The sequence below is a fragment of the Actinoplanes sp. NBRC 103695 genome (genome assembly GCF_030269485.1).
Taxonomy (GTDB): Bacteria; Actinomycetota; Actinomycetes; order Mycobacteriales; family Micromonosporaceae; genus Actinoplanes.
The window spans coordinates 48,337-70,422 of the sequence record NZ_BSTL01000018.1 but is presented as its reverse complement, the minus strand read 5'-3'; the positions used below and the strand labels follow the sequence as shown (position 1 = coordinate 70,422).

27 protein-coding genes are annotated in these 22,086 nt (G+C 71.8%); 11 read left to right on the top strand and 16 right to left on the bottom strand.

Annotation, left to right across the window (positions count from 1 at the left end):
- Position 1 precedes the first annotated feature (1 nt).
- The 11 genes from QSK31_RS30250 (at position 2) to QSK31_RS30200 (ending at position 7,986) form a co-directional block, all read left to right on the top strand.
- Positions 2 to 391, top strand: coding sequence for a hypothetical protein (locus QSK31_RS30250; RefSeq protein ID WP_285687915.1), 390 nt, complete (start codon positions 2 to 4; stop codon positions 389 to 391).
- Positions 388 to 966 (top strand): hypothetical protein, encoded by a 579-nt coding sequence (locus QSK31_RS30245; RefSeq protein ID WP_285687914.1) that lies wholly within the window; start codon positions 388 to 390, stop codon positions 964 to 966. The genes QSK31_RS30250 and QSK31_RS30245 overlap by 4 nt, the downstream gene beginning before the upstream one ends.
- A 171-nt stretch (positions 967 to 1,137) precedes the next feature.
- Entirely contained in the window at positions 1,138 to 2,124 is a 987-nt protein-coding gene (locus tag QSK31_RS30240; protein ID WP_285687913.1) for a DUF932 domain-containing protein, read from the top strand.
- Position 2,125: 1 nt separating this feature from the next.
- Positions 2,126 to 2,734, top strand: a complete 609-nt coding sequence (locus QSK31_RS30235; RefSeq protein WP_285687912.1) for a hypothetical protein — start codon at positions 2,126 to 2,128, stop codon at positions 2,732 to 2,734.
- On the top strand, positions 2,731 to 3,201 hold the full coding sequence (locus tag QSK31_RS30230; RefSeq protein ID WP_285687911.1) for a hypothetical protein: 471 nt from the start codon (positions 2,731 to 2,733) through the stop codon (positions 3,199 to 3,201). Before QSK31_RS30235 ends, QSK31_RS30230 begins: the two co-directional genes overlap by 4 nt.
- Before the next feature lie 89 nt (positions 3,202 to 3,290).
- The gene (locus QSK31_RS30225) at positions 3,291 to 3,836 is read left to right on the top strand and encodes a hypothetical protein (RefSeq protein WP_285687910.1); all 546 of its coding nucleotides are present in this window, start codon (positions 3,291 to 3,293) and stop codon (positions 3,834 to 3,836) included.
- 15 nt (positions 3,837 to 3,851) lie between these two features.
- Positions 3,852 to 4,343, top strand: coding sequence for a hypothetical protein (locus tag QSK31_RS30220; RefSeq protein ID WP_285687909.1), 492 nt, complete (start codon positions 3,852 to 3,854; stop codon positions 4,341 to 4,343).
- On the top strand, positions 4,340 to 5,617 hold the full coding sequence (locus QSK31_RS30215) for a DUF3560 domain-containing protein (RefSeq protein WP_285687908.1): 1,278 nt from the start codon (positions 4,340 to 4,342) through the stop codon (positions 5,615 to 5,617). The genes QSK31_RS30220 and QSK31_RS30215 overlap by 4 nt, the downstream gene beginning before the upstream one ends.
- Positions 5,614 to 6,711: a hypothetical protein gene (locus QSK31_RS30210; RefSeq protein ID WP_285687907.1), complete on the top strand. Its 1,098-nt coding sequence runs from the start codon at positions 5,614 to 5,616 to the stop codon at positions 6,709 to 6,711. Before QSK31_RS30215 ends, QSK31_RS30210 begins: the two co-directional genes overlap by 4 nt.
- Positions 6,708 to 7,079 carry a hypothetical protein gene (locus QSK31_RS30205; RefSeq protein WP_285687906.1) on the top strand — a complete coding sequence of 124 codons (372 nt, stop codon included), beginning with the start codon at positions 6,708 to 6,710 and terminating at the stop codon, positions 7,077 to 7,079. The genes QSK31_RS30210 and QSK31_RS30205 overlap by 4 nt, the downstream gene beginning before the upstream one ends.
- Before the next feature lie 259 nt (positions 7,080 to 7,338).
- Entirely contained in the window at positions 7,339 to 7,986 is a 648-nt protein-coding gene (locus tag QSK31_RS30200) for a hypothetical protein (protein ID WP_285687905.1), read from the top strand.
- Between the two features lie 144 nt (positions 7,987 to 8,130).
- Here the strand turns inward: QSK31_RS30200 and QSK31_RS30195 are convergent, their stop codons facing one another.
- The 16 genes from QSK31_RS30195 to QSK31_RS30120 form a co-directional block, all read right to left on the bottom strand.
- Positions 8,131 to 8,985, bottom strand: a complete 855-nt coding sequence (locus QSK31_RS30195) for a hypothetical protein (protein ID WP_285687904.1) — start codon at positions 8,983 to 8,985, stop codon at positions 8,131 to 8,133.
- 134 nt (positions 8,986 to 9,119) lie between these two features.
- A complete protein-coding gene (locus QSK31_RS30190; RefSeq protein ID WP_285687903.1) occupies positions 9,120 to 9,287 on the bottom strand; it encodes a hypothetical protein in 168 nt (55 codons plus the stop codon).
- Between the two features lie 146 nt (positions 9,288 to 9,433).
- A complete protein-coding gene (locus tag QSK31_RS30185) occupies positions 9,434 to 9,835 on the bottom strand; it encodes a DUF6907 domain-containing protein (protein ID WP_285687902.1) in 402 nt (133 codons plus the stop codon).
- Positions 9,836 to 9,884: 49 nt separating this feature from the next.
- Positions 9,885 to 10,892 (bottom strand): DUF2637 domain-containing protein, encoded by a 1,008-nt coding sequence (locus QSK31_RS30180; protein WP_285687900.1) that lies wholly within the window; start codon positions 10,890 to 10,892, stop codon positions 9,885 to 9,887.
- Positions 10,889 to 13,750: a BTAD domain-containing putative transcriptional regulator gene (locus QSK31_RS30175; RefSeq protein ID WP_285687898.1), complete on the bottom strand. Its 2,862-nt coding sequence runs from the start codon at positions 13,748 to 13,750 to the stop codon at positions 10,889 to 10,891. The genes QSK31_RS30180 and QSK31_RS30175 overlap by 4 nt, the downstream gene beginning before the upstream one ends.
- 28 nt (positions 13,751 to 13,778) lie before the next feature.
- A complete protein-coding gene (locus QSK31_RS30170) occupies positions 13,779 to 14,168 on the bottom strand; it encodes a pilus assembly protein TadG-related protein (protein WP_285688059.1) in 390 nt (129 codons plus the stop codon).
- 183 nt (positions 14,169 to 14,351) lie between these two features.
- Entirely contained in the window at positions 14,352 to 14,879 is a 528-nt protein-coding gene (locus QSK31_RS30165; protein ID WP_285687896.1) for a TadE/TadG family type IV pilus assembly protein, read from the bottom strand.
- Positions 14,876 to 15,364, bottom strand: a complete 489-nt coding sequence (locus QSK31_RS30160) for a TadE family protein (protein ID WP_502873029.1) — start codon at positions 15,362 to 15,364, stop codon at positions 14,876 to 14,878. Before QSK31_RS30160 ends, QSK31_RS30165 begins: the two co-directional genes overlap by 4 nt.
- 5 nt (positions 15,365 to 15,369) lie before the next feature.
- Entirely contained in the window at positions 15,370 to 15,561 is a 192-nt protein-coding gene (locus QSK31_RS30155) for a hypothetical protein (protein WP_285687893.1), read from the bottom strand.
- Between the two features lie 75 nt (positions 15,562 to 15,636).
- Complete coding sequence (locus QSK31_RS30150) at positions 15,637 to 16,536, bottom strand: type II secretion system F family protein (RefSeq protein ID WP_285687891.1); 900 nt, start codon at positions 16,534 to 16,536, stop codon at positions 15,637 to 15,639.
- Positions 16,533 to 17,438 (bottom strand): type II secretion system F family protein, encoded by a 906-nt coding sequence (locus tag QSK31_RS30145; protein ID WP_285687890.1) that lies wholly within the window; start codon positions 17,436 to 17,438, stop codon positions 16,533 to 16,535. Before QSK31_RS30145 ends, QSK31_RS30150 begins: the two co-directional genes overlap by 4 nt.
- Positions 17,429 to 18,817 carry a TadA family conjugal transfer-associated ATPase gene (locus tag QSK31_RS30140; RefSeq protein ID WP_285687889.1) on the bottom strand — a complete coding sequence of 463 codons (1,389 nt, stop codon included), beginning with the start codon at positions 18,815 to 18,817 and terminating at the stop codon, positions 17,429 to 17,431. The genes QSK31_RS30145 and QSK31_RS30140 overlap by 10 nt, the downstream gene beginning before the upstream one ends.
- Positions 18,814 to 19,626: a hypothetical protein gene (locus QSK31_RS30135; RefSeq protein WP_285687888.1), complete on the bottom strand. Its 813-nt coding sequence runs from the start codon at positions 19,624 to 19,626 to the stop codon at positions 18,814 to 18,816. The genes QSK31_RS30140 and QSK31_RS30135 overlap by 4 nt, the downstream gene beginning before the upstream one ends.
- A gap of 1 nt (position 19,627) precedes the next feature.
- Complete coding sequence (locus QSK31_RS30130) at positions 19,628 to 20,236, bottom strand: SAF domain-containing protein (protein WP_285687886.1); 609 nt, start codon at positions 20,234 to 20,236, stop codon at positions 19,628 to 19,630.
- A 155-nt stretch (positions 20,237 to 20,391) separates the two neighbouring features.
- Positions 20,392 to 21,303, bottom strand: coding sequence for a hypothetical protein (locus QSK31_RS30125; protein ID WP_285687884.1), 912 nt, complete (start codon positions 21,301 to 21,303; stop codon positions 20,392 to 20,394).
- On the bottom strand, positions 21,297 to 21,824 hold the full coding sequence (locus QSK31_RS30120) for a hypothetical protein (protein WP_285687882.1): 528 nt from the start codon (positions 21,822 to 21,824) through the stop codon (positions 21,297 to 21,299). The genes QSK31_RS30125 and QSK31_RS30120 overlap by 7 nt, the downstream gene beginning before the upstream one ends.
- Positions 21,825 to 22,086: the final 262 nt, after the last annotated feature.

Here is a 22,086-nt window from a genome sequence, read left to right as displayed (position 1 = left end):
CGTGGTTGGCGCCAATGGGTACCGGCCCGCCCGCCGCCCGTGCCTCGTCACGGTGTTGCGCCCGGCCCGGCCCCGCCGGTCGCGCGCCGTCCCCGGTCGCGCCGTCGCCCGGCGCACCGTCGCCCGGTACCGGCTCACGGGCACCACCGGCGCACCGGTGCCCGGTGGCGCCGAGGTGTTCCTCGTCGCCGGTGGTGACATGGTGGCGGTGTTCGACTCGGCGGACGCGGCCGGCATCATGGCGCTCACGATGACCGGGGCGAACCTCGAACCGGTCACCTTGCGCACCACCGAGGCGGATTGGGAACAGGCGCTCGCCGTGTTGCGCTCGCAGCAACCGCACATCACGGTGACCGATGCCCGGTCCGCCCGCCCGGCCGGTGCGCCGTGACCGACCCCTCGGCCCCCGGCCCGGACCGGCCCGGCATCCCGCCCGAGATCCCCGCAGCGTTGGCCGCGCGTCCCCGCGACGCGCGGCGCGGCCTGCCGATCCCGCCGGTCAACGTGCACCCCGACCCGACCGGCGGCGGGTCGCACGTGGACTTCACCACGATCAACACCACCATCTCGACCCGACTGGCCGTCGAGCGGCGGTGCTCGCTGTGCGGCGAGCCGATGGGCTATTGGGTGGCCTTCCTCGGCGGTCCCCGGGCCGCCGAGCTGATGCGCTACGCCGACCCGCCCGGACACCCCGAGTGCCTTACCGCCGCTGTGACGTTGTGCCCACATATCGCCATCGGTCGGCACCGCCGCGCCCGCACGGACCGGCCCGGCGCGGGCATCATCCCGCCGGGGTCGCACGGCGACAAACCCGACCGGTACCTGTTGGGGATGACCCGCGCCTACTGGACCCGGTTCATCCCCGAGCACGGCTACACCGTGTACCTACCGGCGCCGTTCAAAACCGTCCGCGTGTACGTGTACGGCCCGGACGGCGGCATTCGGCCGGCCACCGACACCCGATAGGCCACGCCGTGCGGCGGCGCCAGATTCGCCGCAGAAACCTCCATCGACCGGCCCGGATCGACTTGATCCGACCGTGGAGGTAGGAAACATTGTTGTTGACGGCGCGGCCGGGGTTGCAACCCCCGGCCCGCCGCCCGCCCGAACGTCACACGACTCGTAAGGAGCGCCACCGTGGCACACGAACTGGAAACCTTCGCCAACGGTCAGACCGCCTTCGCCTCCGCCCGGCTCTCGGCCTGGCACCAGCTCGGCACCGTCACCGACGACTGCATGACCGCCGAGCAGGTCATGAGCAAGGCGCTGCTCGGCGGCTGGGAGGTCCGCAAGATCGCCGTCCAGGGCATCGAGCTCACCACCAAGGGCGTGACGAAGGTCGACTGCCCCGACAAGTACATGACGGTGCGGACCAACCCGGTCACCGGCGCGACCGAGTACCTCGGCATCGTCGGCGACGACTACACCACCGTGCAGAACGAACAGGTCGCCGAGACCCTCAACCTCCTGGTCGACGAGTCCGGCGCGCACTTCGAGACCGCGGGCTCGATGCGCAAGGGCAAGAGCGTCTTCGTGACCATGAAACTGCCGCAGGCGATGACGGTCGCCGGAGTCGACGACCTCGACCTGTACCTGGCCGCGACCACCTCGCACGACGGCACCGCCTCGCTGCGCCTGGACGCCACCCCGGTCCGCATCGTGTGCGCCAACACGCAGCGCCTCGCCTACAGCCGGTCCCGGGCCTCGTACACGTTCCGGCACACCTCCAACATCACCAGCAAGATCGCCGAGGCGCGGCAGGCGCTCGGGCTGATGTGGAAGGCGTTCGCGGCGTTCGAGACCGAAGCCGAGAAGATGATCAACGAGGCGCTGACCATGGGGGAGTTCGAGAAGATCGTCGCGCAGCTCTGGCCGGTCGCCGACGACGCCTCCGACACCGCGAAGAACAACGCCAAACAGCGGACCGCGACGCTGCGGTACCTCATCCGCGACGCCGACACGCAGAAAGCGATCAAGGGCACCCGGTGGGCCGGGTTCCAGGCGGTCACCGAGTACCTCGACCACTTCGCCCCGGCCAAGACCGACGTGGCCCGCGCCACGCGGGCGCTGACCGGTGCCGGTGCGGACCTGAAGTCCCGCGCGTTCGAGCTGCTGGCGGTCTGACATGCGCCGACCCACCGGCCGGCACGGGGGCCGAGGCGGGGACACCCCGCCCGGCCCCGGCACGACCGGCCACCCCGGTACGACAGGCCACCCCGCCACCGGCACCGCCGCAGTCCCCACCGCGCCCACCGCCACACCGACGCACGAACCGGCGACGACGGCCGAGGCGGTTATCGCACTGGTCAACGAGGTCTGCGACGCCTATGCCCGCGCCGAGGTCGCCCGCGCCCTCGCCGGGCACTCGGCGAGCCACGCCGAACACGCCAACCTGACCGCGCACGCCGCGCATTGGGACACCCTCGTCCGCGAACGGTGGGCGGCACTGGTCGAGGCAATCGAGGCGGCGCTCCCCGGCGCGGCACTGCCGGAGGAGTTCCTGCCGGTCCGGCCGCTGTCCAACGGGCACGTCGAGTTGCAGGCGCACGACACGGCAGGCCGCCGTGTCGTGGTGCTGCTGTCCGGCGCGCAGGCGCTCGCCGTGGGCGCGCACTTGACCGCGTACGCGGCGATCAGCCTCGACCGCATCGGCCAGCGGCTCAACGGCGGCCTACCGCAACTCGGGGCCGCACCGCCGCTGACCGCCAGCAACGATGCGGAGGCGCGGCCGTGACCGACGACCAGACTCCCGCCGCGCAGGCCGGCGACGAGTCGGCCCGCGCGGGGCGCGTCGAGGAGGTGTGGACCTTCGCTGGCCGCCGCGAGAGCGACGGCAAGAAGTACTACGCCTGGCAGGACGGTCACGGCCAGGAGCGGTACTACGCGAAGGTCCCGGCGAACACGATCGGCGGCCGGTACGCCGTGCTGGTGACCCGCGACGGCGAGCGGGTCTCGGTGTACCCGGAGGCCCGCTACACCGGCGAGCGCGTCGACGAGGGCACCCGCCGGGAGATGGAAGCCCTCGACATCGCCGCCTCCGCGCTCCTGGCGGCGCTGGCCCGCGACCGCAACGACGCGCGCCGCAAGGCCCTTGACGACGCCGTACAGCCCTTCGCGGAGATCGCCGCGAAGCTGCGTTTTGGCCACGAACGCGACGCGTTCCTCGCCTACGTCATCCGGCGCCTCAGCCAACGGTGGTGAACCGCTCACCCACGGCGGTCCACCACCCCTCCCGCGCGACGGCTCCTGCGCCTCGCCCATAGCCCGTCATCAACCTCAGGAGATCGGCGATGCCCTCGACCACGCCCCGCCGCACGGCCGGTCCGCGTGCCTACCCGCGTCTCGACCTGACCGGCGTCCATATTCCCGAACTCGTCCTCGTCGGCACCGAAGGCCGCGCGGCCATGCTGAAGACCGCGCGGGAACACGGCTACCCGCACCGCACCGTCACCCCCGCGTTGACCCGCTTCAGCCGGGTCTACGTGATCCAACTCGGCGGCAACCAGGAAGCCGGCACGGTCGTGCTCGGCACCCGCGACCACCGCGAGGTGGTCGTGAGGCTGCCCATCGACGTGCGGTACCGCATCGTGCCGGTCACCCGGGTCGAGGCGATGCTCGCCGCGATCGAGGCCGACTACCCGCCCGGTACGCCAACCGCCGCGCTCGCCGAGGCCCTCGCCGCCGTGCTGCACGTATGCGACCGGCAGCACGCCACCGGACACGCGGAGATTCCGGTCTGGGTCGTCACCGAGGCCATCGCCACCCCGCTCAACGCCCTGCTCCGCCCGTGGGAGGACGACGAGTCCGACCGCGCCGCGGCACCAACGACCTCTTGACCAGGAGTACCCCTCATGCGATACCGAATTGTCAATCCGGACGGCCCGGTACGGGCGGAGTGCGCTGCCACCTACCTGGCCGACAACCTTCTTCCCGATGCCGCGTACGCCTTCGTCTTCCGCGTGCTGGACTCCGACACCCGATTCACGGTGTACGCCTCCGCAGCCGACCGGTACGTCATCAACGACATATACCGGCTGACCATCTCCGAGCCGACCGATGTGCCGCTGTACCTGCCCGTCGACGAGGCAGCATTCCTGCGGCGTTGCCTGCTCGGGGTCGAGGAACGCTGGCGGGAAGCCATCACGCAGGCCGACGCCGGGGCGCAGCGCCCGGAGGCCGACCGGCCGGCCGAGCCCGGCTACCTCAACGTCGAGCCCTACCCGAGTGGCTACCGGGCCATCGGCGGCGCGTTCCGCGAAGAGCTCGGCCGCGTGACGCGGCTGCGGGAGCACGTCGAACGGTTCCTCGCCGGGCTGCCCAACCCGGACGGAGACCCATCGTGATCCGCATCGGGCACACCCGCGCCTCCGGAACCCTGGTATTCGGCACCACCCGCCACGACGGCACCGACGCGGTCATCGGGTCCGCCTCGGGCGGATGGCGATACTCCCGTCTCATCGGAGACGAGGGCGCCTGGTACCTACCGCACTCGCGGTACGGCCGTCCCCGCCTGCCCGACATCGAGCGCCTCGCCGCCGCGCTGCGCGCGGCCGGCCACACGGTCGAGGTCACGATCACCTCGTCGTCCAACGCCACGGCGGCCATCGAGGCAGACCGCGCGGTGCGGGCCGCCGGGCGGGCGGCCCGTTACACCGAGCTGGCCGACGCTCGGATCTCTTCCGCCACCGCACGCCTCGCCGCCGTCGATGCCCGCCGCGAGGCGGTGCCGCCCGGCCAACCGGTGATCAACGACCGGTACGCCGGGTTTCTCAACCGGCTCAATCGGGCCGAGGACGCGGCCCGCGCGCAGCTCGCCACCGGCCACTACTGGCAGCGCCGGGCCGAGGCCACCTCGTCGACCCAGCGGTACCGGCACAACCCACGCGTGACCGTGGGCCGCGTCGAGCGGTTGGAGGCCGAACAGCGGCGCCTGCAACGCCGCCGCGACGGGCTCGACCCGACCGGGGAACGCTCCGGCGCCTACTTCGCGGACCTGGCCGAGATGGACGTCGCGCTCGCCGACCTTACCGACGAGATCGGCTACTGGCGCGGCGAACTGGCCGCCCTCGAGACGGCCGGGGTCTTCCGCTCGTGGACGCGCGACGACTTCCGGCCCGGCGACGAGGCACGCGTCCTCAACGTCTGGTACCCGGTCGTGCGGGTCAACACCAAAACCCTCACCGTCGAACTGCCCAACCGCGACGGCGGACACGAGTCGAACAACGAGGTCACGCGCCGTCGGACCGACACGGCTCCGTACGTCAATGTGTACGGTCGCCGCCGCGACGGCAGAGAGCTGCTGAGCCCACCGCCGGCCGAGGGCGCCACGTGCACGTGCCGGATCACCATCCCGACCTTCAACGCCGAGTTCATCCCGGAGCGCGACGGCGGTCCGTGCCCGAAGCCTCCGGTGTCGCGGCTGACCATCCGCCACGACGGCGCCTCCTGCGGCTGCGACGGCACCTGCATGCTGCCCGAACCGGACGAGCCCGACGTCAGCCCGGAGCAGGAGTGGACCGAGGTCGTCCTGTTCTGCACCGACCACGCCTTCGAGTTCCAAGCCGATATCGCAGCGGCCGTGGCGACCGAGGCGGCAACCGTGGAGGACCTGTCATGACGAGCAACCCGGGCTGGGCGGCCGTGCAGCCCGAGCAGATTCCGCCGTACTGCCGCACCTGCCGACGTGCGCTGCAACGCCGCCTGTCGCCGAGCGGGGTGCTCGATTTCATCCACGCTGCCGAGCAGCGCGGCGAGACCAGCGACCACCAGGCGGACCCGGCACCGCTGACCGAGATCGTCGACCCGATCATCGAGTGTGACTTCTGCTCGGCCCTGGGCGCCGCGTGGATCTACTGGTGCGCCGACCAGCGGACCGACACCCAGATCGTCACATCGAGAACCGTGGCCCTGCATGACTACCAGCGCCGCCACCTCGCCGCCCGCACCCGCAGCGTCGAGACCAGCGCCGGGCCGTCACAGATGTGGGGCGAACGGTGGAGTGCCTGCGAAGGCTGCGCCACGCTGATCGAGAGCCGGGACCTCATGGGGCTCATCTCCCGGGTCACCGACGCCATGCCGGCGAAGTACACGCGCGGCAAGAAACTCCTACGGGTACGCGGCGACCTGCACGCCAACTACAGCAACGTCTTCGCCACCCTGCGGCCGGGACGCGCCCGGATCACCGCCGGGCACCCTCTCGGCGTCTGGGAGCCGCCGGAAGATCAACAGCCCATGCCGGATACAGCGCAGGCCACGGACAGCGCCGGTCTCCGACCGGCGGCCGAGGAGCCGACCGACCGGAGGCCCTCGATGGACCTGAACTTCGGCGCGCGGGTACGGCAACCCCGGGATGCTGTCGAGTACCGCCTCGGGACCGTCACCGACATCGGTCACGCGCCGGACGGAACCCGTGTTGACCGCTACCGGCTGCGGTTCCCGACCGGCGAGGAACGCACGTACCCCGCCGCCGAGGTGATCGCATGCAGCCGCACAGACGACCACGCCGCCCTCGTCGCGGCCTTCACCGACACCTGCCGGTCACTGCGCGACGCCTGCCGGATCGCGCACGACTTCGACGAGCGGCTCAGTGGCGACATCATCGGCCTCCTGTTGGCCGTCTACGGCACCGTCAGCACCCGCCTCGGTGTCGCCTTCGACCCGACATTGCTCGACGCCCCGATGACGGCGGAGGGGGACGGCGACCAGCGATGAAGTCCGGGTACTGGCACGCGAAGGCGGTCCACTACGCAGGGCCGGTGTGCGGCGCCGACGACGGGCCGATCACCCGGGTCACCGAGGACCGGCACCTCGTGACCTGCCCGGACTGCCCGGACCTGGTCTGGATCGAGGCGCTGCCGGACGACGCCAGCGCCGGTGACCCGCGTGTGATCGAGGTGCTGCGCGAGGCGCAGCGCGGCGCGTTCCGCAAGATCGACGGGGTGGTGGTGGACGCGACCACCGCCGCAGCGATCCTGACCGTATACGACGCGCTCAGACCCACCAGCCGGGCGAAACTGGCCGCGCTGCCGGTTGACCGGATGGCGCACGTGGCGTGGCGGCTGCTGCGCCCGCACGTGTAGCTGCGGGCGGTCGACCTCGGCGGCGGGTCGGTGGCCGGGCGGGCACACCCGAGGGTGCGTGCAACCCCGTCCGGCCACCTCGCCCACCCGGGCGCCCAGCGGGTCACACACCGCCTCTACCCGGGCCGGGACGTGCCGCCGATCCTACGGGGGAGTCCAGGACCGCGCCCGCCCTCGGCTACGGCCGGCACCCCGTCGAGTGGCCCGAGGAACAGGCCGCGACGACCAGCGTCTCGGGCGTCCAGGAGAGGATGACACCGTGGCCAGACGCACCATCGGTGGACGGACCGCCCTTGACCGGGCCGGTGTCGTCGCGCACACCGGCTCCGCATACTCCACGGTCAACCACTGGCACCGTCACCGTGCCCGGTTCGGGTTCCCCGACGGCTTCACCCACGACGGCACCGAGTGGTTCTGGCTCGCCGACATCGAGGCATTCCACGCCGCGCACCAGGCGGCGAAACGCGCCGAGCTGACGAAGGTCGACCGCCGCGGGCACCCGGACGACCTCGTCGGCTCCGGTACGGCGGCGAAAATCCTCGGCTACGGCTCGTACCGCAACCTGCCCGATACCCTGCTCGACCGCGCGGACCGCACCGAGGAGCTGTCGGACGGCAGGATCCGCCGCCGATGGTTTCGCCGCACGGTGTGGGCCGTCGCCGACGCCCGCACCGGGCGGCAGTCCACCGGCCGCACCCCGGGCACCACCGGCGCCCGCAAATCGCACCCGTACGCGGACGACCCGCGCCTTTCGGCCGCCGTCGAGCTGCTGAGCGAGGCCGACGCCACCGGCCGGGACCGGCGCGGTTTGGGCATCGAGCTGGCGCGCCAACTCGGTGTTGCGCAGCGCACTGCGCAGCGCCTGCTTGCCGCCGCGTCCACAACGACCGGCGAGGCGCAACCCTAACCCGCCGTGTTCTCCGCACCCGGTTCTGGCCTCCGGCGCGCCAACTTGGCGAGGACTCGCCGCGCGGATTCCTGTACGCGTGTCCGCGTCCGCTGTAGGTCAGCCCGCACTGAAACACGCAGAACCAGCCGCCCGCGCGTCTCCCTAGCTGGTGCCCTCGGCTACGCGCAGAGACTCACGGCGTACCAGGCGTTCGGTCGTCTCCAGGTGCTCAGCCAGGTTGATCGATTCGAGGTGAAGCCCCGCGTCGGCAAGTGCGCTCTCGATCTGCTCAGCCAACGTCCGGAGGTTCTGTTCCTCCACGCCAGTGTCAGGCCAGAACGACAACCAGACCCGCAGGTCGTTTCCCGGCGATACCCGGAGAACCTGGCCGGTCGCGTTGTGCGGGATGCCGGCATCGGTTAGCGCCTCGATCGTCTTCGCGCGCAACTGCGCGACGGACGCCTTGTCTACTTCATGTGCCGCCAGGTTGATCGCTCGGGCCAGCTCGACGGCCGCGCGTGCGGCGACGTCGATTTCAATCGTGTAGGGGCCGAGCTCGACCGTGCCTGCGGTGGGGTCATAGCCGAAGTGCGAAAAGTCGCGGGCGATCTCCCGCAAAGTGTCCCCGGCTTGCTGCCGTTGCTTCTGCGGGCCGTGTCCCATTCCTTGCGACCATGCGTCGAAGTGCATCAGGGCGTTGCGCATGTACTTGATACCAGGAAGCGCGTCCTCGAACCGTTGCCGCGCGGCGGCGAGCGTCGCGCCCACGGCCGGATCGGTGGCCAGCGCCGTTAGCGCTGCCTGTTCGAGCTGCTCGGCGGTGAGAAGCTGCTGGAGCGTCACGACAAGCACGTGCGCGTCGAGCTGGCGACTCGACCACATGACTCGATCATCATCCTTGTCGCGCATCCGGTGGACGGTGAGCACCACGACGTCACGCCATAGCTGCGCCTGCGAGACAGCGATGGCGTACGGGTTGTCGGCTGGCGACCAGTCGGACGACGAGGAATCTGTCATATCGGCTTTTGTACCGCCCCTCATCTCGGTCCGCCACGGGTTGGTGCCCCGACAAGTTCGCGAGAACACCCACCGAGTACGCCGAGCGCCGCCGGCCGCCTTCGCGGACCGGCGGCGCCTTGCCGTTGCGGTGATCAGTCCTCGTCGTCGTCGCTGGCTGCGATCGGCGGCGTAGGCGCCTCGACCAGGTAGCGCAGTGCGCCGTTGATGTCGGTGTCTCGGCTGGCGGCGGTGCGCTCCAACACGTCGTACACGTCGGCGTCGACCTCGATCTGTCGGCGTTCGGGTGTCGCGTCGGTCATCTTTGGTTCCTCCCTGTGCGTTCGGGCGTCGGCCCCCGCGTGATCGGGTGCCGGTTCCGATCCACGCGGACCTCCGCCGTGCGATCAAGCCTGCCCGTTCCGGCAGACCGCCAGAGGCAGCAGACCGAGCCCCGCCGATCGGGGGATCACGGCGCGGCCGGGACCGGGTGCCAGGCGTCGGCAGTGTCAGCGGCGCGCAACAGCGCGGCGGCGAGGCGGCGGGCCTGTGCCGGGCTGAGACTCACCTCAAGGGCCGGTTCGCTCTCTCGTTCGGTGGGTACCCTGACCTCGACATAGGGGCGCTCCAATTCGGCCGGGTCGGTTGCGACAAAGCCTGGCCCCTTGACCCAGAACGCCGGCCGAACTTCCGCGTCGACCAGGTCCCACCCCTCGTCATACACAGTCACCGTGTCGGCCGGCCCTCGGTGCAGCCACGCAGGAGGCGCAGCCGAGTCGGTGTCGTAGTGGCGGCAGTCTTCGCACCAGGGCGGGCAATGCTCTGGGTGCGACAGGAGTGCAGGACCGGCCTGCCCGGCATATTCGTCCACGTGCGGCCTCCTCGCGTGTGGTCTTGCATCGTCGTCAAACGCTCGCCCGTCACACCGATGCGGTGGGCCGAGAGCCGTTCACCGACCGCGTCTCCTGGCGCAACGCGGCAAGCAGCTCCGACACGCCGCTGTTCCGGATGGAGTGGCCGTTGCGGCGGAGCCGCCGGGCCAGCGCATCTCGGCTGACCGCGCGATTCTCACCGATCAGCTCGTCGCGGGCGGCGCGAGCGGCGGGCAGCAGCGGCACGAGGTCAGGGGCGAGGTCCGCGTCGACCTCATCCGTTCCGTCATGCCCATCGGGTCGGTCCTCGGACAGACCTGTGTCGTCATCGTGGTCGACTTCGAGGTCGTCCGGGCTGTCGTCGTCGGTCGGATCGTCTGGATCATCCGGGTCGTGGTCGTCGGGCTCGGCATCAGGGACCGCGTCGAGGCGCAACTCGACGTCGATGGGCTCGTGCTCGGGCGGGTGATCAGCGACGGCCGGCGCCGTCTCGCCAGCGTCGAGCGGCTGGTCCACCGGCGCCACCCGCGCCGCACCTACCGGCGCGGGTGCTGCGGCCGGATCGGCCGGGGTCAGGACGGGCACAGCCGGGGCCGGGTTGGGTGCGGCCGGGGTAGGGACGGGCACGGCCGACACTGGCACGGGTGCTGGCAGCCGAGGGGTGCTCATGTCGCGGCGGCCGGCGAGTTCGACCAGCGAGACCGAGGCCACGATGATCAGCCCGTCCACGGACAGCGGCAGCAGGTAGGGAACGGTGCCCGTCTCTCCGTAGCGGGCCACCACGCCGACCATGTGGTGATAGCTGACCCAGGCGGCGATGCCCGCGATAGCGGCGGTGGCGACGACTCGGACCACGCCGAGCGCGCGACGATAGACAGGGATACGGGTGACCAGCTCCACCGTGATCAAGAGGGCCAGCGGGGGCCACGCCGCGATGGCCTGCGAGATCGGGTTGGGGCGGGCGTGCAGGATGTTCGCGGTCACCGAGGCCGCCACACCCAAGGCGAGGGTGATCCGTACGGCCCATTGCAGCCGCCGCAGTCGGGCCTCGGTCATGGCCGCGCTCCGCTGACCGGGGCAGCGGGCCGGAGCTGCCGTTCGGCGACACGGCGGGTGGCCTGCGACGGCTCGGCGTCACCGAGGTCCGCCAGGCGTTCTTCGAGGCGGCGCAGCGTGCGTCGAACCGCGTCGGTCCGGTGCTGGCGGCCGTGGATGCGCATGATCCGCTGGTACAGCTCCTCGTTGACCGGGTCGAGGTCGACCGCGCGTTCCAACGCGGCTACGGCTTGATCCGGGTGGTCCGGCTCGAGGATCTCGGCGATGCGCGCGTACACGGTGAGGATCTGGTGCCGGAACGTGGTCGCGTAGTCGGTCGCCCAGGCGCGGTCGTGGCCATCGGCGAAGTCGCCGCCGTACAGCTCGGCGGCCTGCCGCAGCGCGGCGAGCGCCTCGTCGTCGTCCTCGGCGGTGGTGGCCCGCTCGATGGCGGTCAGCATCTGCCACAGGTCAACGGTCACCGTTTCGGCGTCGAGGCGGTACCGGCCGGTGGCTCCGTCGTAGATGACGAACATCGGTTCGTCGTGACCGGTGGCGGCGCGCAGCACCTTACGCGCGGAGGTGATGTCGGTGCGGACCCGCTTGACCGCGACGGCGGGGTCGGTGTCGGGGTGCAGGGCGGTCGCGAGCTGGTCGAGGGTGCGCCCAACGGGGTGCGAGGCGAGCAGGGCGAGGGCCGTGTAGGAGCCGCTGCGCATCCCGGTTGCCACCGGGCCGGTGTCAGTGGCGACGGTGACCGGGCCGAGTACCCGCAACTGGACCAGGGCCGGTGCGTCGGCCTGCTGGACCGGAACCGGCTCGGCCTCCTCGGTGGACGCCGTTGCCGGGTCGGCCGGTGGGTCGTCGACGTCGGTGCCGGGCTCCGGGCGCGCCATCGCGTCGGTGAGCATGGCGAGCAGGGCGGCGAGGTCGTCCGGGCTGAGGGTGGACAGCCGCGTCACGGGGCTCGGCTCGGCGCCGGTGACGGTACCGTCGGCGGCGACCTCGATGGCCGGGATGCCGTCGAGCGTGCCGAGGATGACCGGATGCAGGTGCAGCGCGGTTCGGTGCGCGGCGACCGCGTGCACGCGGGCGGCGTGCCGGGTGGTGGCGTCGATGAGCAGCACGTACGGCGGCTGCGTTTCGGCGTGGTCAGTCCGGGCGTTGAGGTCGGTGATGGTGTCGGCGTCGAAGGTGTCCAGCAGCCGCCGCCGGCCGATCATCTCCTCCTCGGCGTGGGTGACCGCCGCGGCGGTGTCGGCGAGCACGACGAGCCGGTCTCCGTCGTAGGCGGTGCCATCGGGGTCCAGGCCAACCACCGGGGCTCCCTCGGGCAGGAGCCGGGCGAGCAGATCAGCGGTCGTGACGACCACAGGGCGTGTGTCGGTCGCCTCGGCCGCGCCGGTGCTCAGCACGGCGGCTAGGACCGCCCGGGTGCCCGCCTCGGCGCCGTCGCCGTGCACGGCGATGCCGGGACCTGGCAGGTCGAACAGACTCACCTCAGCGCCGTCCGCGTCCACGCCGACAGGGGCGGGCACCGCCGGGCCGGCCGGCCGGTGACCCTCGCCGACCTCCGAGCCGAGGTGACGGCTGCCGACCGTGTCGACCCGGGTGAGCGACGGCGGCACCGGGGCGGGCTGCGGTGCGGTACTCACCGGCGTCGGGAAGGTCAACCGGGCGCGGCGGCGCCGCTGCAGGCGCAGCATGGCCGCGACAGCGGCGATCGTGGCGGCCAGACCGAGACTGACCCAGCCCTCTGCCGGCAGCGCGATGCCCGTCTCGTCGCTGCGGTCGCCGGCCTGCGGCCCGGCATCCGGCGCAGCGGCCGAGGCACCCGGCTCACTCTCGCCCGAGGATGTTTCCGGCCCTGGTGTACTCGGCGCGGACACACTCGGGGTCGGCGTGGCGCTGGCCGGCGGGGTTGACGGGGCGGCGGTCTGGCTCTCGTTCGGTGCCGGTTGGGCGGCGCCGGATCCACTGGGAGCGAGGTTACCCGGGGCAGGGTCGGCAGGGGCGGGGTTGGCCGATGCCGGTATGGCGTCGCGGGCCGGTAGGGCGAGCACCCATCCGACGTGGATCTCGTCCGGGTCGGTGAGCGCGTAGCCGTTGGCCTGCATGTGTCCCCGGTTGAGTTTGTAAATCTCGCGCCACCGGTGCGGGTCGCCGAGATGCTTCGCCGCGAGGTCCCACAGGTTGTCCCCGGCGACGACGCGATGGGTGCCGCCGGGCGCGTCACGCGCCCACGCGGGGATGTCCGAGTCGCCGTGGTGGACCGCGAGCGGGACAGCGGTCACCGTGGCGGCCGGCCCAGTCGTGGCAGAGAGGCGGACCGTCAGCGCCGGGCGAGGTCCGTCGTGTGTGATCGGCGCGGCGGGCGGCTGTGCCGTAGCGACGGTGACGGCGGGCCGGCGCGCGGCGGCGTCGGCGGCAGTCGCCGCCCCGGTGGCGGTACCCGTGACGGCGCGGGCGGCGTCGAACAGCACTGCGCCGACGATCGCGCCAACGAGGACGGCGGCCACCCACCGGATCGGGCCGCGCTGCCCGGCCGGTGGGCGCGGCTGGCCCCGCCGCGTGGCCGAGGCGGCGGCGGACGCCTCGATGATCTCGATGGCGGTATCACGGACGAACTGCGCCCACAGCACCCATCCGATCGAGGCGAGCAGCGCGAAGATCATCTGATCCGACCACGGGCTTGTGATCGTGGTGTACAGGTCGGTGAGGCTGGGCACCGCGCTGAGTTGCGGCCAGCCGATCCAATCGAGGGGCCAGCCGGCCGAGGCGACCAGCAGCCACGGCACCCCGGCGGTGAAGCCGCCCAGCACGGCGAACGCGAACAGGGCGCGCACCAGCCGGGCGGCGAAGGCGACGGTGCGGGGCATGCGCGGGTGTCCTCTCAGGATTCGAGGGTCAGGTGTTGGGGCCGGTGACGCCCTGTACGGCGGTGGCGGTCGCGGTGGCGGACACGCTGAGCTGCCGCACGCCGACGATTTGCAGGAGCTGGGTGTTGCTCGTGCGCCGGACCGTGACCGTGACGGTGGTCGTGGTCGCGGTGGCCTCGCCGTCCGCACCGGCCGAGGCGAGCCACGTTCGCGCGGCGGACGCGGCACGGGCCGGGTCGAGTTCGGCGACGTTGCTGGTGCGGTACTTGTACAGGTCGAGCTCCTGCGCCCCGGCCCGCGCCGCCGCCTGCGCGATGTCCAACGCGCGGACCTTCTGCGACAACGCCAGTCCGGCGTCAAGCACCAGTCCCGCCACCGCGAGGAGAGCCACGATCAGGAGGACCGCGAATGGGGTCACCTGGCCGGCGTCACCGCCGGTACGCTCGCGCAGCCACCGCCGCACCGCAGCAATCCGCCGCCTCGGGCGAGCCTTCGGCCGACGATGATGCTCGCGGCGCGTCATGACACGCACCCGGCGAGGGCGGCGAGGTACGCGGCGAACCGGGCATCGGCGTGGGCGTCCGGCGAGTCGGCGGTCTTGTCAACCGGGGAGGCCACTGTCTGCTCCATTCAGGACGAGAAGACGATCGGCAGGATTACCGAACCCGAGAGCTGTGCCGCGCCACACGTCGATGGGTGAGGTCGCGGTGGCCTGCACGGTGCGGGAACCGGGCACGGACAGCAGCGCGAGATCGGCCAGCGGCACCGTGCACGAGACGGTGACGGTGACCGCGCCGCCGGGTTGAAGCCCGCCGGTGGAGACGCTGACGGTGACCTGCTGGCAGGTGACGCCCCGGGCGGCGAGGGTGTCCCGGGCGGTCCGGTCGGCCTCGGCGCGGGCGGCGCTGTCGCTGCGCGCGAGCGAGGCTGCGCGGGCCGCGGCGCTGGCGGCGGCGTCGAGGTCCATCTGCGCCGACACCAGCCGTCCGCACAACACCACGAACAGCAGCACCGCGACGAGCAGCGGGGCGACCAGCGCCGCCTCGGCGGTGCTGGACCCGGCGTCTCCGGTGGCGGTCAACCTGCGCAGCTGGGCGGCCAGCGCGGTGCGCACCCGTGCGGGGCTCATGGTGCTGCTCCGGTGTCGGGCACGAAGCGCTCGACCGGGCGCACGACGACGGCCCGGACAGTCCACTTGATGCCGGGGACGACGGTCGCGGCGGTCCCGCTGATCTCGACGCGGACTTCGGTGGCGGTGCGGGTCACCGACACTGACGGGTTCTTGAGCACTCCGCTGCCGATGGCGGCGAGCGTTTGACTGCCCGCGTCCTGTCCGGCGGCGGCGCTGGCCTGGTAGGCGGCGGCAGCGTTCGCCGCGCGGGTCGCGGCGGCCTGCGCGACGTGGGTGGCGTGCATCCACACCCCGGCCTGGATCACGAACATGACCATGAGCAGCAGCAGCGGCATGGCGATGACCAGCTCGGCGCTGGCCGCGCCCGCGTCCGGGCGGGCGGCCACGCGCCGCCATCGGGCGCGCAGCCGCCCGGCCACGCCGAGCATCGGGGAGGAGTGGCGCTCGGCGTGGCGATCGGGGGACCTGATCACCGCTGGCATCGTTGTCAGCCGAGGTTGATGCTGTTGGCCTTGCTGGTGACCTTGAGCGCGATGATGGCGATAACCACGATGGCCAGCGTCACCAGCAGGGCGGTGACGAGGACGGCCTCGGTGGAGTAGCCACCGTCCTTGGTGTCGCGGACCGCGCGCCAGCGGCGCCGCAGCTCGGCGGCCAGGTACGAGACGAGAGCGGGCATGGTGTTCCTCCAATGCGGTTGCTGCCGGGGCAGGTTGCGGATTGCTCGGGTTCGGAGGGCTGGCCGGGATCATCGCTACAGCCCGCCGAGCACGGCGGCCATCGCCGGGTAGCCGAGGAAGATCAAGAATCCGGCGAACAGGGCGACGATGGGCAGGGCCATGCGTTCGGTCGCGGCGTTGGCCTCGCCTTCGGCGTCGGTGAGCTGCCGGGCTCGCAGGGCGATGGCGCGGGACCGCAGCGAGGCGCGGACCTTTGCCCCTTCAGTGCCGGCCAGTCCCACGGTGGCGGCGAGTTGCTGCAACTCGGCCACCGCGACCCGCCGGCCCAGTGCGGCGAGGATGTCCCAGGGCGGTACCCGGGCCAGCCGCGCCTCGGTCAACGCATAGCGCAGTTCGGTGTACGCGGGACCGGACCCGACCTTGGCCGCGTCGTCGAGGGCCTGGTCCACGCCGGCGCCGGAGGCCAGGCTGATCACGACCAGATCCAGGAAGGACGACAGCGCGTCGCGGAACGCCGCCCGATGCTTAGCCGCCTCCGACCGCACCGACAGCTCCGGGGCGAGGAACCCGGCCAGACCCAAGACGAGCGAGGCGGCAGCGGGCGTGGCCGCGCCGATGTTGAGGCCGGCGAAGGCGAGCAACGCGGCGGCGCACGGCGGCAGGAGCAGCCCGAACACCGTCGCGGTGGCCTGCTCAGCCAGGTGCACGTCGACCGGCTTGTCGAGGGTGGCGAGGTCACGGCGGGTCGAGGCCAGTGGCAGGCCGGCACGGCGCAGCCACCGCACCGCCGGGCGACCCCACCGCCCGGTCCACCCCGACGACTGCGCATCCACCTCAGCGTCGGCGGTCCGGCTCAGCCCGTACGGGGCGTCGAGGGCCTTGTCCAGCCGAGGCGGACGGGGGAACCAGCCCACCACGATCAGCCACAACCCGAGACCGGTGCCGAGCCCGGCCAGCAACACCATCCCGGTCATGTCGGCACCGCCTCGGACTCGGCCGGGGTAGCGACGCCCGCCAGGATTCGGGAGGTGTCGCGGTCCCGCATCAACCGGGCGAGCCAGCCGAACGCAACCGCGAAGCAACCGCCTACGCCAAGCAACAACACGAGCTGCCCGGACGCCGAGTCGAACGGCGCCAGAAAGCCCTTGTTGAGCAGCGTCAACAACCCGGCCATCGCCAGGGTGGTGGCGACGATGACCCGTGCGGAGGTCCGGTTGCGTTTCCGCCCGGCGGCGATGCGCTGGCGGGAGGCCACCTTCGCCCGTGCGGACGCAGCCAGCTCGCCCAGCACGTCACCGAGCTGCCCGGCACTGCCCCGCGCGGCCATCACCAGCCCGGCGACCACGAGATCAGCGGTCGGGTCGGCCAGCTCGGCGGCGAACGCGCGCAGCGCGTCGCGCAGCCGCCAACTACGCTGCAGGCGCGTGGCGAGCCGAGTTACCTCGTCCCGGATGGGCTCCGGCGATTCGATGGCGCTGGCGGTGATCGCCTGCTCCAGCCCGGCCGCGCCGGACAGGTTATCCCGCAGCGACTCGGCCCAGGTGGCGATGGCCTCGATACGGTCCACCCGCCGGGCGTGGTCGCGGTCCGGTCCGATGATCTGCGGCAGCACCCACGCCCCCGCCGCCGACAGCATGGCCGCGACCGGCCACCGGGTCACCACACCGACGAGGACACCGACGACCAGGCACAGGGCTACCCGGCGCCGGTCGATCGGCCCACGGGCCGAGGTGAACCTCGACAACCACGACGCCGTGTCGAGGTCGCCGGGCCCATCGTCCCGTCCCGCCAGGCCCAACACGATCAGCAACAGCCCGAACGCGGTTCCGGCGCCGAGCAGCGCCGCCAGCGGCACCGTCAACGCCATCACGTCCACCCCCCGCCCGGGGCGGTGCGGGCGTCGTCGAGCAGGCCCGGATCGAAGCCGGACGCGGCCAGCGCCGACAACAGCGCGGTCGACGGCGGCGACCCCGGGACGGCCCGACCGTCCGCGCCGGGCCGGAACACCTCGTTGGAGGCGACGGTCAGCCCGTCAGCGCCGACCACTTCCCGGACCGAGGTGAGCGCCCGGCCACCGCCGCGCCCGGTGAAGCCCAGGTGCACCACCAGATGCACCGCCTCTGCGACCAGCAGGTTCGTCGTTGCCGGAGCGAGACGTTCCGGGGCTTGTGCGGCGTAGAGCACGAGCTTGTTGAACGCCCCGACCGACGACGAGGCGTGGATGGTGCCCAACGACCCGTCGTTGCCCTGGCTCATCGCGTTGAGCATCGGGATGACCTCGTGGCCACGGATCTCCCCGACGATCACCCGGTCCGGCGACATCCGCAGACCAGAGCGGAACAGCAGGCTCATGTCGATGGCACCTTCACCCTCGACGTTGGCCTCCCGCGACTGCAATGGCACCACGTCTGGGTGCACCGCTTTGTCCGCGTCCAACGCCAGCTCGTAGGTGTCCTCGATGGTCACGATCCGCTCCTGCGGGTCAATCGCCGAGGCGAGCGCCCGCAACAGCGTGGTCTTGCCCGCCCCGGTTCGCCCGGCGATGAGCACGTTCAACCGAGCCAGCACCGCCGCGGTCAGCAGCTCGCGCAGCACGAGGTTGACGGTGCCGAGTTGCTCCAGGTCGGTCAGGGTGACCTTGACGTAGCCGTGGCGGCGGATCGACAACGCCGGCCGTTTGGTCACCGACATGATCGCGTGCAGACGGGAACCGTCGGCGAGCTGGAGATTGAGGATGGGCGCCGCTCGGTCCCAGCGGCGTTCTTCGGCGCCCTCGCCGCCAGTCTCGGCCCGGCCAGCCTCGGCGGCCAACCGGCGGATCAGTTCCACCATCTCTGCATCGGAGTCAGCGATCGGTGCGACCTGGGCGCGGGTGCCGTCGGCGTAGCGAACGAACACCTGGTCACAGCCGTTGGCGTTGACCTCCTCGATCTGTTCGTCGCTGAGCAGCGGTTGCAGCCCTCCGGCGCCGAGCAGCATGTCGGCAACCGCACGGGCCACCCGTGACTCCGCATCTGGGCGCAGCGGCGGCCGGCCGGCGTTCATCTCGGCCGTGGCGTATGCGTCGAGGGCCTCGGTGATCAGGCGGCGGGTCGTTGCGGCCTGTTCGTCGGCGAGCATCGGCGCGCCGGTGCCGCTCTCGCGCGTCCGGGTGGCGCGGGTGAGCCGCTCGGCTACCTCCCGGCGGATACGCCGCACAACGTTGATCTCGCTGGCGTCCCCGGCGCCCGGGTCCGGCAGAAACGGACGGGTCATGGCGTCGCCTCCGTGCTGATGTCAGCGGCCTGCTCGGTCGGTTCGGTGGGCAGGATCGGGGCAAGGTCGATCCACAGGCGCGCGTAGGCAGCCATCAGCGGCAGGCGCCGCCACCGGCGGCCGGCTACCAGCTCCCCGCCGAGCACCGCCGCCGCGCGGCGATCGTGCGGCAGCGGCCCGAGCACGTTGACCGCCGCCGGGTCGCCGGCCAGTTCCTCGGCGACGTGCGCCTGCAACACGTCCGCGACGTCCGTCGCCGGGTAAACCCCTCCCGCGCCGAGCAGCACCACCAGCCGGCCCGCGCCTGCATCGACCAACTCGCCCAGGTGCTCGCGCAGGTGGGCCAACTCGTCGGTGCGGGCACGGGCGACCACGACGACCACATCGGCCAGCCGCAGCAGCGGCCACACCGGCGAGCCCGGGGCCAACCGACCGCAGTCAGCCACCACCGTCCGGTCGGCGGCGGCCAGCACCGCCCGCCCGACTCCGGTCAGCTCCGGTAGCGCGGCGCGGGTCTGCGCCCCGCCAGCCGGGGCGACCACGACACTCGCCGTCGCCTCCCGCAGCGTCACCGCCTGCGCCGCCGTGGCGAACACATTGGCCGGGCTCGACGAGCCCCGCGCGGCGGCGGCCAGGTCCACCAGGCTCGGTACGGCGGCCAACTCGTGCCGGCGCATCAGGTCCCCGCCCGCCGGATCGCACTCCACCAGCACCGCCCGTGCCTCGGCAGGTGCGGTCACAGCCAGGCCAAGCGCCGTCGTGGTCGCGCCGGGACGTCCCTTCACGTACGTCACTGCCAGCAACGGCATGTCAGTTCCCTCCCGGCGCGGTCTGCATCAGCACCACGCCACCGGCCGGGGCCGCCGCCAACCGAGGACCATCGGAGGCATCCAGCAGCAATGTCACGACGGTCGCGCCCTGACCATCGCCCGCCAGGTCCACATCGAGGACCACCGCCGGCAGCCGTGCCGGAGTCGATCCGTTGCCGGTGGAGCTGGCCGCCGGAGCCGGCTGGGCGCCGCCCTGCGCGTTCGCCGAGACGTACACCAGCACCCGTGCGCCGGGCGCCAGCCCTTGCGGGTACTGACCGGGCTTGAGCGCCACCGAGGCGGTCACCTTCCCGGACGGCGGGAACGCCGCATCGCCGAGCAGCTCCGGGGTCAGCAGCGTGCCGGCCACCAGCGGCACCACGGCCGTGCGGCCGACCACCTGCGTAGCCTGGTCGGCCGGGATCAGCTGGACCCCAGAGTCCCGGGCGGCGGAGACCTGTTTGAGGTCCACCGTTGTTAGCGCCTGACCGGCCGCGACGGTCCGGGCCACCGCCAGCACCTGGATGCGGTCGCCGAGCCGGACCGCGCCGTAGGCGTACGCCAGCACGCACACGATGACCAGCAACCCGCCCAACGCGACGAACGGCAACCGTCGACGCCGCCGGGCCGCCCGCCACGGTCCCCGCCCCGCACGCGGCGCGGACGCTGTCGGACGATCTTCAAGCCCTACATTTGGGCGTGCGGAACCTAGCGCCATGACCGTTGTCCTTCCCGAATCGGCGCTCGAACGAAAACGTGACTGCGTTAGCTGACGACCGCCTGCGACTCCTGGACTCGGGTCTGTGCCTGTCCCGTCGTTGTCAGGCCCGGCACCGTGCCGGTCTGTCCGGCTCCGGCCCAGGTCACCTCCCACGTCACCGTGACCGTCACGCTGTACGTGGCGCCCGGCGCGTTCGCCGAGGACCGCCGGTAGACGTGTCCGCAGTCCGGGGACGCCTTCGCCGGATCGGTAACCGAGGTCCACGCCGTGCCCGGTCCCGCGCAAGTCACCGTCGTGCCGTCGCCCATCGACCAGGCCGCCTTCACCGGTCGGGCCGTTGCCGTGACGCTCACGCCAGGAACCGAGGCGGTCGCCGACTGGGGCTTCCACGACGCGGGCTCGAGCGTCAACCAGACCGGCAGGTTGACGAGCTGGTCGCCCGGCGGGTTCATCTTGATTACCACCGTCGGCAAATTCAGCCGAGCCCGCGCCTGCCGTGCCAGCACCTCCGGCGAAACGACCGGCGGAGCACCAGCCATCCACACCGGTCCGCCGAAGCCGGTCGTTGCCGTGCCGTCCTGCCCATAGCACGTCTTCTGGTACCAGCCGCCTTCGCCGGCCGGCTGGCCGCCCAAAGCCTCGATCGTGGACGGCGACGGATCGGCTGGCGCGTAGTAGCAGCCATCGGCACCGGCCCATGCCCCATCGCGCTCGCACGGAATTACCACGCCAGATGGATTGCGGCACTTGCCGTCTCCACCTCGGCCGCCTTTGTTACCAGTGTTGGAAGTGCCGTTGCCTGAGGTGTTGCCCGCGGTGACGTCACATCCTGGAGCGCTCTGATTCTTGTCGCACCGGGTGTCGCCGAACGGGTCGGCATGTGCAGGCGCAGGAGCAACGAGCAGGGCCGTTCCCGTGATGACGATGGCCGCCGCCACGCGTATGAAGTTCAGCATGATCCGATGTCCCCCACATCGAACGAGGTCACCCTCCATGAGCCATCGACAGACTTGACGACGGCGGTGATGTTGCGACGTCCTCGCGGATCGTCCTTGATCAACTCTCCAGTTGCCTTCTTGTGCTTCGTCCAGTTCGTTGAGTCGCCGCAGTCGACGACGTTGACCTCGGTGGGCGCGTCGGCGGGACTCGCGCCGGTCACCCGTGCGTTCGTGGTTGGGGCGCCATGCGTGACTACGCCGGTCTGCTGGTAGGTGAAGAGTGCGCTGACGATCCGGGCCAGCGCCTGATCGGTCGCGTACTGACGCAGCTCTGGCGCATCAGGGTCGGGAACCTCGCCGGCCTTCGCCATCGCCTGCCACATCGCGCCGTAGGCGGCCAACGCGTCGCGCTCGGCCGCCGCGCGAGGGCTCGGGCTCGGACTGGCTGACGGCGACGGCGAAGGCGTCGGTTTACCATCCGGCTTCGCTGGGCCACAGCCGGCAATGAGCGCCACGGACAGGGCGACCAGTCCCACCACGAGCCGACGAGTAAACACCGGCCAGTACCTCCCCGAAGTCGGCGAACGGCTCCTACCGCGAGCCGCGTCTGCATGCCTTGACGCTGACTCCGAACGCCATCCGCATCAAGGTCACCATCTGTGTCTACACCCTCACCCCGCAGTGGTGTCTACGTGCGTACCTGCGGATACGTGCCTGAAGGGGGAGGGAACTGACGCGTGTAGGGGTGCGCACCTCGGGGTAACGGTGATCTTCAAATGTTGTCAAAACGCCTGGTCATAG

Coding starts and splice junctions, on each gene's coding strand:
- QSK31_RS30235 (WP_285687912.1), top strand. CDS start 2,126: ATGCGCCGACCCACCGGCCGGCACGGGGGCCGAGGCGGGGACACCCCG.
- QSK31_RS30225 (WP_285687910.1), top strand. CDS start 3,291: ATGCCCTCGACCACGCCCCGCCGCACGGCCGGTCCGCGTGCCTACCCG.
- QSK31_RS30220 (WP_285687909.1), top strand. CDS start 3,852: ATGCGATACCGAATTGTCAATCCGGACGGCCCGGTACGGGCGGAGTGC.
- QSK31_RS30210 (WP_285687907.1), top strand. CDS start 5,614: ATGACGAGCAACCCGGGCTGGGCGGCCGTGCAGCCCGAGCAGATTCCG.
- QSK31_RS30205 (WP_285687906.1), top strand. CDS start 6,708: ATGAAGTCCGGGTACTGGCACGCGAAGGCGGTCCACTACGCAGGGCCG.
- QSK31_RS30195 (WP_285687904.1), bottom strand. CDS start 8,985: ATGACAGATTCCTCGTCGTCCGACTGGTCGCCAGCCGACAACCCGTAC.
- QSK31_RS30190 (WP_285687903.1), bottom strand. CDS start 9,287: ATGACCGACGCGACACCCGAACGCCGACAGATCGAGGTCGACGCCGAC.
- QSK31_RS30180 (WP_285687900.1), bottom strand. CDS start 10,892: ATGACCGAGGCCCGACTGCGGCGGCTGCAATGGGCCGTACGGATCACC.
- QSK31_RS30175 (WP_285687898.1), bottom strand. CDS start 13,750: ATGCCCCGCACCGTCGCCTTCGCCGCCCGGCTGGTGCGCGCCCTGTTC.
- QSK31_RS30165 (WP_285687896.1), bottom strand. CDS start 14,879: ATGAGCCCCGCACGGGTGCGCACCGCGCTGGCCGCCCAGCTGCGCAGG.
- QSK31_RS30160 (WP_502873029.1), bottom strand. CDS start 15,364: ATGCCAGCGGTGATCAGGTCCCCCGATCGCCACGCCGAGCGCCACTCC.
- QSK31_RS30155 (WP_285687893.1), bottom strand. CDS start 15,561: ATGCCCGCTCTCGTCTCGTACCTGGCCGCCGAGCTGCGGCGCCGCTGG.
- QSK31_RS30150 (WP_285687891.1), bottom strand. CDS start 16,536: ATGACCGGGATGGTGTTGCTGGCCGGGCTCGGCACCGGTCTCGGGTTG.
- QSK31_RS30140 (WP_285687889.1), bottom strand. CDS start 18,817: ATGACCCGTCCGTTTCTGCCGGACCCGGGCGCCGGGGACGCCAGCGAG.
- QSK31_RS30135 (WP_285687888.1), bottom strand. CDS start 19,626: ATGCCGTTGCTGGCAGTGACGTACGTGAAGGGACGTCCCGGCGCGACC.
- QSK31_RS30125 (WP_285687884.1), bottom strand. CDS start 21,303: ATGCTGAACTTCATACGCGTGGCGGCGGCCATCGTCATCACGGGAACG.